At 36.1% G+C, this 15,293-nt stretch carries 14 protein-coding genes and 2 pseudogenes; all 16 read right to left on the bottom strand.

The annotated features are described in order from the left end of the window. Window positions 1-15: 15 nt before the first annotated feature. Window positions 16-1,554 carry a CD1107 family mobile element protein gene (locus HMPREF0634_RS06140; RefSeq protein ID WP_007789959.1) on the bottom strand — a complete coding sequence of 513 codons (1,539 nt, stop codon included), beginning with the start codon at window positions 1,552-1,554 and terminating at the stop codon, window positions 16-18. Beyond that, window positions 1,529-1,768 carry a hypothetical protein gene (locus HMPREF0634_RS06135; RefSeq protein ID WP_004804465.1) on the bottom strand — a complete coding sequence of 80 codons (240 nt, stop codon included), beginning with the start codon at window positions 1,766-1,768 and terminating at the stop codon, window positions 1,529-1,531. Before HMPREF0634_RS06135 ends, HMPREF0634_RS06140 begins: the two co-directional genes overlap by 26 nt. A gap of 11 nt (window positions 1,769-1,779) precedes the next feature. Beyond that, window positions 1,780-3,912 carry a CHAP domain-containing protein gene (locus HMPREF0634_RS06130; protein ID WP_007789966.1) on the bottom strand — a complete coding sequence of 711 codons (2,133 nt, stop codon included), beginning with the start codon at window positions 3,910-3,912 and terminating at the stop codon, window positions 1,780-1,782. A gap of 3 nt (window positions 3,913-3,915) precedes the next feature. Continuing rightward, window positions 3,916-6,345: a VirB4-like conjugal transfer ATPase, CD1110 family gene (locus HMPREF0634_RS06125; protein WP_007789938.1), complete on the bottom strand. Its 2,430-nt coding sequence runs from the start codon at window positions 6,343-6,345 to the stop codon at window positions 3,916-3,918. Further along, the gene (locus HMPREF0634_RS06120; protein ID WP_040565830.1) at window positions 6,257-6,646 is read right to left on the bottom strand and encodes a PrgI family protein; all 390 of its coding nucleotides are present in this window, start codon (window positions 6,644-6,646) and stop codon (window positions 6,257-6,259) included. Before HMPREF0634_RS06120 ends, HMPREF0634_RS06125 begins: the two co-directional genes overlap by 89 nt. A gap of 3 nt (window positions 6,647-6,649) precedes the next feature. Continuing rightward, window positions 6,650-6,913, bottom strand: coding sequence for a hypothetical protein (locus tag HMPREF0634_RS06115; RefSeq protein WP_007790048.1), 264 nt, complete (start codon window positions 6,911-6,913; stop codon window positions 6,650-6,652). A 17-nt stretch (window positions 6,914-6,930) separates the two neighbouring features. Further along, window positions 6,931-7,794 (bottom strand): VirB6/TrbL-like conjugal transfer protein, CD1112 family, encoded by an 864-nt coding sequence (locus tag HMPREF0634_RS06110; protein ID WP_000466908.1) that lies wholly within the window; start codon window positions 7,792-7,794, stop codon window positions 6,931-6,933. A gap of 19 nt (window positions 7,795-7,813) precedes the next feature. Beyond that, entirely contained in the window at window positions 7,814-8,029 is a 216-nt protein-coding gene (locus HMPREF0634_RS06105; RefSeq protein ID WP_003042805.1) for a Maff2 family mobile element protein, read from the bottom strand. A gap of 3 nt (window positions 8,030-8,032) precedes the next feature. Then, window positions 8,033-8,344 carry a hypothetical protein gene (locus HMPREF0634_RS06100; RefSeq protein ID WP_007790044.1) on the bottom strand — a complete coding sequence of 104 codons (312 nt, stop codon included), beginning with the start codon at window positions 8,342-8,344 and terminating at the stop codon, window positions 8,033-8,035. 533 nt (window positions 8,345-8,877) lie between these two features. Continuing rightward, the gene (locus HMPREF0634_RS06095) at window positions 8,878-9,246 is read right to left on the bottom strand and encodes an EXLDI protein (RefSeq protein ID WP_003042548.1); all 369 of its coding nucleotides are present in this window, start codon (window positions 9,244-9,246) and stop codon (window positions 8,878-8,880) included. Window positions 9,247-9,326: 80 nt separating this feature from the next. After that, the gene (locus tag HMPREF0634_RS06090) at window positions 9,327-11,108 is read right to left on the bottom strand and encodes a VirD4-like conjugal transfer protein, CD1115 family (RefSeq protein WP_007790046.1); all 1,782 of its coding nucleotides are present in this window, start codon (window positions 11,106-11,108) and stop codon (window positions 9,327-9,329) included. After that, window positions 11,105-11,591 (bottom strand): annotated as a pseudogene (locus HMPREF0634_RS06085) (PcfB family protein). Before HMPREF0634_RS06085 ends, HMPREF0634_RS06090 begins: the two are co-directional and overlap by 4 nt. Continuing rightward, window positions 11,588-12,439, bottom strand: a complete 852-nt coding sequence (locus tag HMPREF0634_RS06080; protein WP_007789980.1) for an ATP-binding protein — start codon at window positions 12,437-12,439, stop codon at window positions 11,588-11,590. The pseudogene HMPREF0634_RS06085 and the gene HMPREF0634_RS06080 overlap by 4 nt, the downstream one beginning before the upstream one ends. Then, window positions 12,436-13,215 carry a replication initiator protein A gene (locus HMPREF0634_RS06075; protein WP_007790101.1) on the bottom strand — a complete coding sequence of 260 codons (780 nt, stop codon included), beginning with the start codon at window positions 13,213-13,215 and terminating at the stop codon, window positions 12,436-12,438. Before HMPREF0634_RS06075 ends, HMPREF0634_RS06080 begins: the two co-directional genes overlap by 4 nt. An 88-nt stretch (window positions 13,216-13,303) precedes the next feature. Next, window positions 13,304-13,585 (bottom strand): CD1845 family protein, encoded by a 282-nt coding sequence (locus tag HMPREF0634_RS06070; protein ID WP_040565829.1) that lies wholly within the window; start codon window positions 13,583-13,585, stop codon window positions 13,304-13,306. 297 nt (window positions 13,586-13,882) lie between these two features. Then, window positions 13,883-15,238, bottom strand: a pseudogene (gene rlmD / locus HMPREF0634_RS06065) (23S rRNA (uracil(1939)-C(5))-methyltransferase RlmD); the annotation flags it as partial. Between the last annotated feature and the right edge of the window lie 55 nt (window positions 15,239-15,293).

The raw sequence follows: 15,293 nt of genomic DNA, 5'->3' as shown, positions 1-15,293 counted from the left end.
TGTTTTTAGGTGCGTTTATTCTTCATCTTCCACTTCATCTGCATCATTTGTTTCTTCTTCACTTTCTGCTTCAGAAAAGAAATCATCATCTTCCTCCTCTAAGGTTTCAAGCTCCTTATCTTCTTTCTTTTTTACAATCTTAAAGTAGTAGCCTGCTCCTAATGCTCCACCTACAACAAGAAGCAAAATAATATAGGTTCCTAAATTACTCTTTTCGTCCTTCTTCTCAGGCTTTACTTCTTCCTTAACAGGTTCTTCTTTTACTACTTCCTGCTTTGGTGCTTCTTTTTTCTCCACCATGTTTAAGAGATCATCTTCAGATACTTCCGTAAGAAGCATTACATTCTCACTATCTTCATCATGATTGATGATTAAATAAAAGGTCTTACCGTTTTTCGTTTGAAAGGTAATAAACTGCCTTGCATCTGCCGAATATTTATCAGTTTCTTTATTATCCTTATCATCGCTATGATGAATCGGATATTCCGTATTGGCATTATCCTTATTTTCCGTAACACTTCCTCTTGCCTTAGACGGTGCAGAAGCTACTCCCTTATTGGTATTTACACTCTTACTTGTGCCATCCATAGCTGAATCTTGGCTGTTATTGTTAGCAGGCGTTTTAGCTGTCAGCTTATTAGGATAACGAATTTCCTTTTCTTTATCTTTTGATTGTTTAGTATTTTCATCTTTTGTAGTATTTCCAAAACTTATCTTTGATTCACTTCCCTTACCTGTATTTACAGGTGGCTGAGAATTTCCTGCACTTGTTTTTATACTGCTATTTGGTGGAATTGGTGTAACAACATTAGATGATGCCGGAGCTTTATTCACTTCATTAGCCTTTTTTTCAAGATCTTTAATCTTTTCATTTAGCTTGTCCATTTTCTTTTTAATATCAGAAGATAAATCTTTGTTATCCTTTTCTTTTTTCAGTTTTTCTTTCAGACTTTCAATTTCATCTTCAAGAGCTTTGATTTTTTCCTTCTGCTTATCGCTTAACTTATCTTTATCCTTAATCTCACCATTTAGCTTATCAAGCTTCCCTTTAAGTTCTTTTGCCTGCTTTTCCATCTTGGAAATATCCTCTTTGGAAAGCTCTGTCTGCGTTGACTTATCTTTCGTCTTTTTATCTTCCGTCTGAGTGCTTTTGTCCTGCTGTGGCTTTTCTTCTTCCGTCTTAGTTTCTTTATCCTTAAGTTCAGCCTTTGCTACCTTACGGATAATCTCATCTTTTTCATCTCCCTTTACCTCATAAAACAGAAACTCATCAATGAATTTCATATCATCTGGGAGCATTGGAAGATCTCCGCTATCAATAAGTTGTCCTTTCTCAGCCTTTATCTTTTCTTCCTTAAAGACCTTTTCATCTTCAAAGATATACCTTACATTTACTTCAACTTCCGTTTGAACAGCTTCGTTTTTTGTTGGAGCTTCAGATTTTTGCTCCTGTGCATAAACAACCGTCCAAAGACCTAAAATACAACTAATACTTACAATTACCGCAAGTGCTACCGTCCAAAACTTATTATTCTTTTTCAAACTGGTTTTCATTTGTTTTCTCCTTTTTCATTTCTGCTTTTTGTCTGTTTACCTTTGCCATCAAATCGCTGATTGTGATGTTATTCTTTCTGCAAATGGCAATGATTTCTTCATTTTCAAGCTCTTCTTCACGAATGAATAAAGGCTCCAATTCTTCATCAATCAGAGCCTTTTTATCCTTTAACTTTTTTATTCTGTTTTTTACTGCTATCAGTTCCTTTTTCAAATTGTTACCTCCTATTTCTTTACATTTGGCGGAAAACCGAATCCTACGGGATGGTGCTTACAAAATGTTGCTATCCAATCATCTAAGGTAGTTACTCTTATTCGACCGATGTTATCAATCACTTTTCCATCTCCAATGTAAATACCTACATGACCATAGGTAAGCCCTGCACTACTTCCGCTACTGCTGCTTTCAACTGCCACAAGCATTCCGACCTTGAGCTTTGACCTGTCTGATGTAAAGGTATAGTTTCGGTACATATCACAGGCATTCCCACCTATATATCCAAGTCCTGCATTTTGATAGACCTGTGATACCCACATGGCACACCAGCCTGCACCCGGAGATGGCGTAATGTATGCAGCATTAACAATCTTCTTTTGAACCTCCGTAGATGCCTCATACTCTTTTCCACCGCCGATACCTCCATTTGCACTGATAAGGTCAGAATTACCAAAGGCTTCTCCCATATTGCCTTGTGCAAGGAACAAGGCTTCATAGTGCTTTAGATTATCGGGATAGTTTGCAAAGACCTTTCGGATAATGCTGTCCATCTCTTTTTTATGAAGCGTTACGATGAGTTTTTTATACTCATAAGGTTCTTCGTGGCTTTCGGTATATTCATTGCCATCTTCATCGGTATAGGTTTTTGTAACCGTCCTGTATCTGATTTCAATTTCTTCCCTATACTCAAGGTCATACATGGAATCAAATAATTCTTTTAATATGGATTCTACTTCCGATACACTCTTTACCTCTCCGCACCTTGATGTAATGTAGGATAAAAGCTCATGGACATTATGCCCGATATATTCTGTATTATTTAAGATATATTCATCATATCCGGGATAATTTTCTTTCACATGGTCAACTTCACTTTGAAGCTCAACCTCCATATCTGAAAATTTCTGATTGATTTCACTTAGGACATTTGGCTTTGATAAATAGCTTGTTGTAAGCACAGAGCTTGTAGAGTTCATAAAGCCTGTCATTCCCGTTCCTGCAAAGTTAATCACAAAAGTCCCTAAGATAATGATACCTATGAAAATAAGCATTAGTCCTTTTGCTTTTCGGATAATCATATCCTTTGAGCTTTTCAGTGTTCCGATAAGTCCCTCTTTAATTCGATCTCTAAGCCTTGACTTATTCTCACGAGAAATTGCTGCCTTTACCTGATTTTTCTTTTGAAATCTTTTATATGCACTTGCTCTTTTATACTCATCCGTCTTTTTCAGTTCCTTTTTGGAATCACGAAATTCCAACTTTGACTTACGCTTTCTGATTTTATAGTCCTTATTTGTAAGGTCATAGCCTCTTTTAGCCCTTTTCTTATCAGAATACTTCTTTATGCCATTAATGAGCTTGGAGCTTGTATCTGCTGTCTTTTCTCCTGCTTCCACTCCTTGATTTTCATCACTTCCATGAGAAAGGTAGTCTCTTACCGTTTCACTTCCTTTGGCAAGTCCTGAAAGGGCAGATACCTTTACCATGTCTTTTTTTAGCTTTTTCTTTTGGTCTTTTGATAGGCTGCTATGAACTTTTTCGCTGACAGCATCTTTTCCCGCCTTTTTATCATCAGCCTTATTTTCCTTTGGTGCATCGTCCTTTTTCCTTGTATAAAGGCTTTCGGTATAGTTTTTTCTCTTATAATTTCTCTTTTGAGCTTTTTGGCTTTTTGAGAAACTATTTGTATTTTCTGCTTTATGATGAAGATTATCCTCGACATCATAGGTTGACTCAAAATAGTCGCTATCCCTAAAGTCATTATCGTATCTGTCTATAATCCCATCATTATCAAGGTCTTTTCCTAAAGGATCATAGATTTTCCCATCCTTAACCTCTGTAACATAATCCGCTCTTCCAGTTTCAGTTACAGAAGTTATGCCCCCCTTATCTGAAACTCTATATTTTGCGTTTCTCTTGGAATTTCCATAAGACTTTTCATTATCAGCACTTACCTTACTTGTTTTTTCATGCACTTTATCCTGAAACCGTTCTTTCTCATGAACGATTTTACCTCTGTAATCATCGTTATGTTTTAGCTTACTTTCTTCAGGTATCGTATCTGTTTCACTATGAAACATCTCTCTTTCAAGGCTTGCCTTATGCCTTTCCTTAAAATCCTTTTTCAGCTTCTTTCCCATAGGCTACCTCACTTCTTCCGGCTTGGTAGTCATCTTCTGATATAAAATTGTATCTTTCGGAAACTTATCAAGGAAAGGCACAATGGTATTTCCAAAGAAAAGTAGTCCCTCACCTTCATTTGAATTAGTAACATATCTGAGCTGTGGAAGTGAGATTTTAAGTTTCCTTGCTAAGATTTCTCTATCTCCCGAAGCCTGATTTAGCATTAAGACAAAGTCCGTATTATCAAAGATATTTTCTATCTCCTTACTCATAAGTAGGTCTTTGACATTTTGCGTGATACCTGTCGGGATACCTCCCCATTTACGAAATCTTTTCCAAATCTCTACGGAATAGGATGCTGTCTGCTCATCTTTTAAAAGCAAATGAAACTCGTCGATATAGTACCTTGTAGCCTTGTTTCCTCTGTTTTGTGACACCTTATTCCACACCTGATCCTGAATAACAAGCATACCGATTTTCTTTAATTGACTTCCAAGCTCCTTAATATCAAAACAAAGGAGCTTCTTATTTAAATCCACATTTGACCTGTGATTAAAGACATTAAGAGAACCCGATACATAGATTTCCATCTCTGTTGCCAGCTTCTTACCGACCTTTTCTTCCTGCCCTTTTAACATATCGTATAGGTCTTGAAGTATCGGCATATTGTCAGGAGTAGGATGTTCAAAATACTTTTCATAGATTTTAGGAAGGCACCTATCTATAACGGACTTTTCTTCTGCTGTAAGACCACTGCCACCTACTACAAGCTCAAGCATACTCATGATAAAGTTTGCCTTATCTTTCAGCGGTGCATCCCCATCACCGTAGTTCATGTTTATATCAAGGGGATTCAGATAATCTTTTGACTTACTGCTGACCTTAATGACTTCTCCCTTAAACTGCCTTACGAGGTTTCCATACTCTCCTTCCGGATCGCAGATAATCACATCATCATCCGTTACTAAAATAGCATTTGCCATTTCTCTTTTGGCACTAAAGGATTTACCACTGCCCGGAGTTCCGAGGATTAGACCGTTTGGGTTCTTTAATTTCTTTCTATCTGCCATAATCAGGTTATGGCTTAGGGCATTTAGTCCGTAGTAAAGACTATTGCTTGAATTGATAAAAAGCTCCTCTGTGGTAAATGGCATAAATACTGCCGTTGATGAGCTTGTCAATCCTCTATCTATCTCAATCTTATTTACACCAAGAGGCAGCATGCTCACTAAACCTTGTTCCTGAGAATGGTCAAGTCTTTTCAGCTTACAGTTATGCTTATTTGCAATAGAGCTTATTTGAGCAATCGTGTTATCAAGCTTTTGCACTGTCCTTGCAAAATTCATAAAGACGATACTTACTACAAACATTCGCTCATCTCTTGTCTGCAAGTCTTTTAAGAGGCTCTTTACATCCTCACCATAGGTAATTAAGTCCGATGGAAGAATGTCCATATCATAACCGCTTCTTACCGCCTTCTTATTTTCCTCAATCCTCATCTTATCAATATCAGTGTTTTTTCGTTTTACCATCTTAATGGCTTCCGATTGGTCGATTGCCCTAATATGAAAGGAAATATTGATGTTATCGTCAATATCCAAAAACTCGGATAACATCCTATCTGAAAGCTCACTGGCAAGGATTTGAAAATGACTTGTTGCTCCGATGAATTTGCCGAACTTAAAGTATCTACTCGGTGTAAAGTTAAACTCATCAGGCACAATATATGTCTTTGTGCTTTCTCTTTTCTTTAGGTCTTTGTAGGAAAATTCAAATGTTTTATTTGGATTTAAAACATCATGAAGTATCTTTAGCCTTTCTTCTCCGTTTAGGCTTTCTGCTCTCACACCCATGCTCTTTAGATTAGATAATATATCTATCTCCAGTCTTTCAAGTTTTGATGTTGCCTGCTCTAAATTATCCGCTTCCACTGTAAAGGTTACATACTTTGATTTTTTAAGTCCGTTATTTCCCTTTACAATCTGGCTTTTAAGCATCTCTCTAAATTCAAAGCGTATATCGTCAAAACCGTCCTTTTTATCCGGTATCTGAATTGCCGACTTCATTTCTTCGTTTCGTCCGAGCTGATTGATATATGAAAACTCAATGCTGATGCTCGGATCAAAGGAATTTAGAAAGTTTGCAAACTGATTAAAAATCAAGTCCCTATCTTCATCTAAGGCAAGCTGATAGTTAATGTCCTGAAAGGCTATACTTTTACTGAAGTGCCTTTCATCAAGCTGGCATATTCCGCTTTTTAAAAGCCTTAGATAGGGAATGGTATCTTCTACCGTATATCTTTTCGGTTCTTTCTTAAAGATAAGGTCAAGGATTCCTCCCTTATCTTTTTTTGACTTGCAATTACTTTTCTTTAAGTCCCGCTTTTGACTTCTCAATGCCTTTTCGTTTTGCATGAGTTTTATTTGCTGAATTTTTCTTTTCTTGTTCAAGGTAAACCTCCTTTCTCACTCTCTTTTGCGGTTGATAAAACTTATGAAAGTAGATGTGCTTAAAATATTTCTCAAAGGTCAGTCCGTCCTTTTCAAATAGTGTGATGAAAAAGATAGGAAGCGTGGATACGATAAGGAATATGACAGCTATGTCATTTGGCACAAACTTCCTCATAAATAAATAGACTGGTATTCCAACCAGTCCTGCAAGTGTGAAGCCTATGAGCTGCCTTTTCGTTAGGTTAAAAGCAACCTTTGTCTTTACCCTATTTAAGTCTTTAGGGATTGGTACATATGCCATATCTTACCTCCCATCTTCTTTACCCTTTGACAGCTCCTCAAAGTGTTCATATACAGAGCCGATTTCTTCCTGAATACTCTCTATCTGTTCATTCGTACTTTTGTTATATCTTTCCTGCATTAAGCAAAAATCATTATGGCAGCGACCGATGTCATCTGTTCTTTCTTCCAATTCTTCCACCTTATTATGAAGCCTGATTCTATCAATTATCGCCATAATACCTGCTCCAATTACTACTGCTGTAAATATTGTTTTTCTTTTATCCATACTATCTTTCCTTTCTTTTAGTGTGCATTTAATACGCTTTTGGCCAGTGTTCCGCTCTTTAGCATCATTAACCCCAGCAAAACCGCATAGCCAAGTATCGTCATGGTACTTGTGTGTATATCTGTTATCTTAATCGTCTTAACTAAAACTGCGTATATTCCAAGACAAACCATTAAAAAGAGTCCTTGTAGTCCAAGTGCAAATAGTCCTTTGATGTAGTTTGTACCAATCTGTCCCCACTCCTTGTTTCCCATTGTGGCAAAAGGAATAGCTGAAACCGATGAGTAAACATAAATCTCAAACATTCTTCCGTAAACTACAAGCATAATCACAACGGATATTACCTGTATAGCAACCTTGATGAGTGAGGTTTCAAAGAGAATCATAACAAGTTCTCCAAGTCCCTTTTCTTTTAGGGTATCCATCATTGCCACTATCTGATCTCCGGAAACGGTGGCAGAGGTATTTATCACCCCTGCCGCCTTATTTACCATGTGCTGTGCCACATCAAAAACTGCCATTGAAAACTCAAAGGCATGGGATACTAACCATACAGCAATCCACATCTTGATGATGTACTTGAAAAATTCAAAGGTATCTGTATCGTGCATATTGTTCTTTTGCATTACCATATTGATAAGCTCGATACAAAGAACTGCTGTGATGATTAGTCCCGCTATTGGAATGATAACGGAATCGTTAATGCTTTTGATAAAGGCAAATACATCTCCGTTCCACCCCATAGGCGTTTTACCTACATCTGTTGCAACCGCACCAACTTTATCGTTGATGTCAAGAAACATGGACTCTAAGTTTGCTTGGATACCGCCCAGTAGAAGTTCCTTAAAGAATTCTTCTATCTTGTCGAATATTCCAAACATCTAAGCTCTCCTTTTCTTCTTAATTGAGTACACCCGCAAGTAGTGGAATGAGCTTAAGTCCTATAAGAACGATACCTCCACCTGCCATCAGCTGCTTTATTCCTTGCGATTTTGCTCCGGGATTGTCATTACCATATCCTTCCATAAGATTGATGACGCCCCATGCTCCAAGTCCTGCACCTACTGCCATAACCAAAATCTTTAATACATTAACTGCCTGTGTAAAAAATGCCATAAGTTATTCCTCCTCGTTTTCTTCTTTCTTTTCAATCTTGTTATATGACTTCACTACAAAGTTTTTGTAAGTCTTTCCCTCTTTTTCACGCTTCTTAAAGTAACCAAAGATATGAATTAAATCGCCTTTTTCAAAGTCCTTTGCTTTCTCAGCTTTTTCTCCATAGGCTGCACAGTTGATGTACTCCTTTCCCTTTCCGTACTTTTTTACAAGCGTGAAGTTTACAACTTCTACCGTTTCTCCGTCTTTTTCAAAGTTTGAGAAAGTAGGTTCCGCCACTAAGTTGGCGTTGATGTTAATCATTTCTTGTTTCATCTTTTTAAATTTCTCCTTTTCAATTCAATAAAAAAGCGACTGGAGTATTTCTTTTCCAATCGCTGATACTCTTACTATTTAGTTTTTTCTTAGTGGGACTTCTGATCCTTATCATCTTATCTCCTTTATTGTCTTTAACATATTTAAGTGAATTAGCATTTTGTCGTGTATATATTAGTGAAAGGTACTTGAAATACTAGTTCGCTAATTAGCGAGTTTCCCCTATTTATTGATCGCAATATAAATTGAAAATAGGTATGAAAAAAGACGATAGATTTTTTTCTTTTCTATCGTCTTACGCATTTAGTATTCAATTTTTCAGTTCAACAAACTGGGATTTATATTTTACTTACAAAATAGTATGAAAAACTATACGAATAAGTAGAATTAAAATTGCACCTACTATTCATACAGCAATTACTTTTTGAAAATTTCTTTTTTCTTGTTTAGCCGTATAATTATACCATTTCATAAACGGATACCTCCAAAATTCCAAATTTACTTAATCTAATAAATAGGGAGTTCAAGATGTACTAAATATCCAGTACTTCTACTATTTCTCCATTTTTTTCTTTAAACATAATTTTTTTGACTACTTCTTCTCCTAAATATTTTGTAAACTTAGTCAATTCTGTTGATACTTCAAATACTATATTATGTTTTATATCACTTAATTCAAAACTCGAATCATATCTTGTTTTATCTGACCAATAGTTCCAATTTATATCTGTCCTTTCATAATAAACATAGTTTCCTTTTGGAGTTACAAATACTCTTTTATTTATTAACTTCTTTTCATCTTCGGATTTAAATATTTCAGAATACAGCTTCATCCCTTTAAATACTTTGTAATTGCTAATTTTATCATTTGAAATATTTAATTTAATTTCTTCATACTTCATAGAAAACCTCCACAAATTCAAATTTATCTAGCTCTATTATATCAAATATACCCTCGACCATATAGTTATAACAGTAAATCTTACAATCTTGTAATTACCGTATTTCTATTAAGCTTAACCTTGCCTTTTCTCTTTATATATTCTTCAATATCAAACACATTCTTCTTGTCATAATCTTCTAAGAACTTATAGTTCTTATGCTTTGTGATGTCGAATTTATCTGAAAGAAAAGGTCTTACACCTCTAAGCTGAAAAATACATTTACCACCGTCCATTACAGTAATCTCATCTTGGCTCATCAGTTCCTTACCTGTCTTTTGATAATTAAGTCCGAAAGACTTTTGATTTGACCTTGTTTCCGATGTGTTATACAGGTCGATAGTTTCTTTTCCCAGTGTTTCAGACAATTCTTTTAACGTGGTTTTCTCCTTGCCACCAAGAAACAAGGTACTATCACAGTTACCTACGATTGTATCAGCGTTATCCTTATATATTGCCTTTAACTGTGATTGGGCTTGTAAAATGATACTTGCTGAAATCTCTCTACTTCTGATTGTTGCAATCAGCTTTTCAAACTTAGGAATTAAGCCGATGTTCGCAAATTCGTCTAAAAGACACCTTACATGAATAGGTAATCTTCCACCGTATTCATCATCTGCCTTATCGCAAAGTAGATTGAATAGCTGTGAGTACATAATGGAAACTACAAAGTTAAAGGTATCATCTGTATCAGAGATAATAACAAAGAGTGCAGTTTTTCTATCTCCGAGTGTATCAAGCTCAAGTTCATCTTCACTCATCAAGTCCCTAAGTTCCCTAATATCAAAGGGAGCAAGTCTTGCACCACAAGAAATAAGAATAGACTTAGCCGTTTTTCCGGCAGCCAATTTGTACTTTTTATATTGCTTGACTGCAAAGTGCGTAGGCTCTTTCTTTTCCAATGCTTCAAATAATCTATCAATCGGATTCATATAGGTTTCATCATCTTCTCTTACTTCTGAAGCGTCTATCATATCAAGGAGAGTAGCGAAGTTCTTTTCTTCTCTTGGAGCTTCATAGAAGATGTAGCCAATAAGGGCTGTATAGTAGAGCTTTTCAGCTTTGACCCAAAAATCTTCACCTGCTTTTTCTCCCTCTCCCTTGGTGTTTGCAATGATTGTCTGTACTAATTTGAGTATGTCCTTTTCACTTCTAAGATAAGCAAAGGGATTGTATTTCATAGACTTTTTGAAGTTAATGGTATTTAGGATTTTTATCTCATATCCGTTATCTTCAAGCATCTTACCGCACTCAAGGACTATCGTTCCTTTAGGATCGGTTACACAATATGACGAGTGCATCTGCATAAGATTCGGTTTTACATAAAATCTCGTCTTTCCACTTCCTGATCCACCGATTACAAGCACATTTTTGTTACGAGCATATTTAGGATTAGCCGGTCTGCCATTCATGGTTAATCGTTCTGTTTGCGTAAGTAGGATATTGTTTTGAAACTTTTCATCCATGTATGGCTCTATATCTTTTTTCATTCCCCATCTTGCTGAACCATACTCTTTCCCCTGTCTAAACTTTTTAGCATTTTTCCCTTTGGTATATACAATAATTTTGATTAAAACAGCTACTACCACGCCCATTATAATATCCGTAGGATGAAGGCTTGGAAGAAAGCTCATCGTATTAAGCTCCAATATCCCCTGAAATATTTTATCTATCACATCTCCTCCAACATAGCTTCTTACATGATGGGAAAAGATGTTTCCTAAATAGAAAAATGCAAGATAGGGAATGTTCTGCTTTAGAAACTTTACCTTATCTTGCACCTTAAATAAGCCTTTGATGTCCTTTAATATTTTATCTATCATAGGCTCCGCTCCTTTTGTTTATTCTTGATTCTATCTTTGGAAACAGAGTTTTTTAGCCATCTCCTTGAACTTCTCAATATTCTTATGGATAGATTCTTTTCTTTCCGTTTTCTTTTCTGATTCGGAAAGAGCGTGCTTAAATGCTTTGTCCATTACTTTCATATCTTTGGCTTGGAAAAATACTGAGAATTTACCTGTTTCCTTATCTTTCATCACCGAAAACTTAACACCGTATCTATTTAGCTCTTTTTTCAGTTCTTTCAGCTCTGCTTCTTCAACCGGAATTTCTTCAAGCTGTCCCTTTTTAACCATATCTTTTAGCTTTACTTCATTTCCGTTAGCATTAACCAGCTTTTCAAGTCCTCCAAGTTTTTCTGCTTCTTTCATCAATTTCTTTAACAAGTTCAGAATTAGCTTTCCTGTTACTTTAGCAGCTCTAACTTCCATATTCAGCGTTTTTCTTGCTATTTCTTCATTGATCAACTTCTCTCACCTCCATTCAGAAGTCTGTCCTTATTCCGATTCAGTTTGTCCTTTTGAATAACCTTTCTAAAATCTTCTCCTACAACCATAACAGGAATACACATCTCTATGATTCTTGAGTAGATTCTTTGATACTCTACGCTATCCTTACAATTTTGGATTGTGTCGTAGGAAAGGTTAGTGGTAAAGATAGTCGGTTTCTGTTTTAAGTACCTGTTATTCACGATGTTATATACTTGCTCTTTGGCATAGCTTGTATCTCTTTCTATTCCTAAGTCATCCAAGATAAGAACGGAAGTATTTACAAGGGATTCAATATATGCGTTCTTGTCAAAATCAAATCCTCCCTTTTGCAGCTCATTGATAATCTGTGCAAAATTTCTTATTTTAACGCCTATTTGATACTGTTCAATAAGGCTATTTGCAATGGAGCAGGCAAGATAGGTCTTTCCGCTACCTACTGAGCCATAAAAAAGAAGTCCGATATTTTCTTTTTTTATTTCCTCATAGTCTTTTACAAAGTTCTTTGCAATGATAAGGCTTTGATTTTCTTCTCCCTGATAATTTTCAAATGTGTATGACCACTGAATAATCGAGTTGAAGCAGCTACTCTTTAATTGTTCAATCTCCATCTGCTTTTGTCTTTCTTTTTCTCTTGCCTCTCTATCTCTATCGCATTTGCAAGAAATCTTAAATATCATCTTGTTATCAAAGAACTCCATCCCTTTTCCGTCTTTTCTTTCGTGACAAACTTTACAAAATGCGTGTCCATCCTTGATATATTCTTTTTCAGGATCGTAAGAATACTCTACATCTTCTATCATTACTTTTTCTAATTCTTTCATCATAGGTGTTCTCCTTTATCATATTCTTCCCATGTCGGGATATTTGATGTTTTCACTTTTTTACTTCTTCCCTGATCTTTATAAAACCAAGAAAGGATTGTCGCTTTATGGTTTTTATAGGTCTTTCCGGTGCTTTTGATATATGCTGATAGTCTTTCAATGTAATTATCAAGCTGTGAGTTCATTATAATTTGTAAATCGGATATATCTTCAGCAGCTAAAAATACATTTTGAAATGTTCCAAGTCCGTTTACACCAAAACTATATTCTCTCTTACTATACTTACTCTTATTATTCTCTATATAGTTACGGTCAACATTTTTAACCTCTTGAAGTTCATTTTCTTTACTTCTGAGGTCAACATCTTTTACTTCTGAAGTAAAGTTTTTTAACTTCTGAAAGTCATTTTCTTTTACCTGAAATACACTCATGAAATCTTTGACATATATGACATTCGGCTTACCAAGCCCAAGCCTTACTCTTTCAATCAGTCCGATTCCTTTTTTCATATCGAGTTCATCTAATGTTTTTATAGCTGTCGGCTTTGAGATATTTCTTCTTCTCATAATTTCTTCAACAGTAAAATAGATAAATACCCTGCCATCTTTGTCTATCCAGTTATTCTTAAAGGACATTCCTGCTCGTTTCAAAAGCATGGAATAAAGGATAATTGCTTCGGCAGATAATCCCTTAAATTCTTCTCCATCAACCAATATCTCCGGAACTTTTAAGAAATTAAATCGTTCCGCTTCTCTGTTATAGAAATAGTCAAAGTCCATCGCTTCACCTCCTTTCCTTAAAATTTTACAAAGAAAAAGACGATAGTTTTTTCTCTATCGTCTTTGGTAACCATTTTTATGAAATTTTTCAAATTGATTTTATTACTTCGTTTATACCTTTAAAAAAGGCTATAACGGTTGCTCCGACCATGGGTATTCCATATGGACTTAACAAAAATCCTAATACCAACGCCTCAATTCCAAGTGATATATCTTTTTGTATAAATGATCCTATTGCAGCAACGATACACATCAGCATCAAGAAATATAGAATAGTTGTTCCTATGCCGAGCAGGAATGTCAGAAATGCAGTGAGGATACTTAACAGCAATCTAATTGGAAATAAGATTATTTTTAATATCCATCTCATAAATACCCTCCATTTCTATTAAATCATCTTAAAATGCCTTAACGCATCCATGATAGCTTCCTCTTTTTCCGGTGTGCATTGTGGAATAACCTGTTTCTCTTTTTTTGATTTATTATAATGCTCCCTCAGTACAATTCCACATTTCTTTTTAATCTGTGCAATATAGAGTGTCGAAACCTTTAAATCAAACTTTTCCAATATATATTTCTTGATTTGTGCATAAGTCGCTTTACTTTCAGCACTTGTCAAATCAAGCTCATCAAGCTTAATTTCAACATCTATATGTTTATCGACATCAAGTTTGGACAATAACGCTACCGTCTCCACATGAACACTATGAGGGAACAAGTCTACAGGCTGGACCTTCTCACACCTATAGCCCCTATCCTCCAAATACCTCAGGTCCCTGGCCAGGGTACTAGGATTGCAACTCACATATACCACCCTGTCAGGTTCCATCTCAACTATGGTATCCAGGACCCTTTCGTCACAACCCTTCCTAGGTGGGTCTACCACGACTACATTGGCCTTCTTGCCCTCCTTGTAGATTTCAGGGACTACCTCTTCTGCCTTGCCTACAAAGAACTCTAGGTTGTCCATACCGTTTAGCTTTGCGTTTAGTCTGGCATCCTTGATTGCATCTTCAACTATTTCTACCCCATAGACAAATTCTGCCTTTTGGGCTAGGAATAGGGATATAGTCCCTATTCCACAATAGATATCAAAGACCCTGTCCCCCTCTTTTAGGTCTGCATATTCAAGGGCTTTGTTGTAAAGGACATCTGTCTGGATTGGGTTGACCTGGAAGAACGACAGTGGCGATATTTCAAACTTTAGGTCTCCTATATTGTCTACTATCTTGCCATTTCCATACTTGTTTATATTCTTTAGTCCCAGGATTACATTGGTCTTGTCCTTGTTTATATTTACCACCAGGCTGGTAAAACCTTCAACCTGGTCCTTTAGGCTTTCTATAAGCCTGTCTAGGTTCTTGAACCTATCCTCTGTAGCTACTAGGACTACCATTACCTGGCCACTTGTAAAGCCTACCTTGGTTACTATATGCCTAAGTAATCCCTTGTGGCTTTTTTCATCGTATATGCTGATATTTTCTTCTTCTATGTACTTCCTTATAATATCTATGATAAGGTCATTTTTCTCATCCTGGATAAGGCACTTGTCTATATCAATAATATCGTGGCTCTTCTTCCTATAAAAACCTATCTTTAGCTTGCCATCCTCCATCTGGACTGGAAATTGGGCCTTGTTCCTATACCTAAAGGGTTTTTCCATACCTATTGTATCAAAGACTTGGACATTTTCTAGGCCACCTATCCTCTTAAGGTCTTCCTTGACTATATTGGTCTTTAGGTCCAACTGTTTTTGGTAGTCTAGTTCTTGGATTTGACATCCACCACAGTTTGTGTATTTAGGGTTACAGGCCCTATCTACCCTGTATGGTGACCTTTCCTTTATCTTTGATACTAGGCCCTCTGCATATTTTTTCTTGGATTTCTTTATCTTGACGTCAACGACCTCACCCAAGAGTGCCCCATCTACAAAGACGGTAAAGCCCTCATGCTTGCCTATGCCTACGCCATTTTGTCCTATATCTACTATCTTGCATTCGTATTTTTTACCTTTTTCTAACATCTTTCATCCTTCTCAACACTGATATATCTTTTTCCAAACCTTCTAAAGACTTTTC

The organism is Peptostreptococcus stomatis DSM 17678, from assembly GCF_000147675.1.
Taxonomy (GTDB): Bacteria; Bacillota; Clostridia; order Peptostreptococcales; family Peptostreptococcaceae; genus Peptostreptococcus; species Peptostreptococcus stomatis.
The sequence above is the reverse complement of the archived record's forward strand: the minus strand, read 5'-3'. Positions and strand labels throughout refer to the sequence as shown.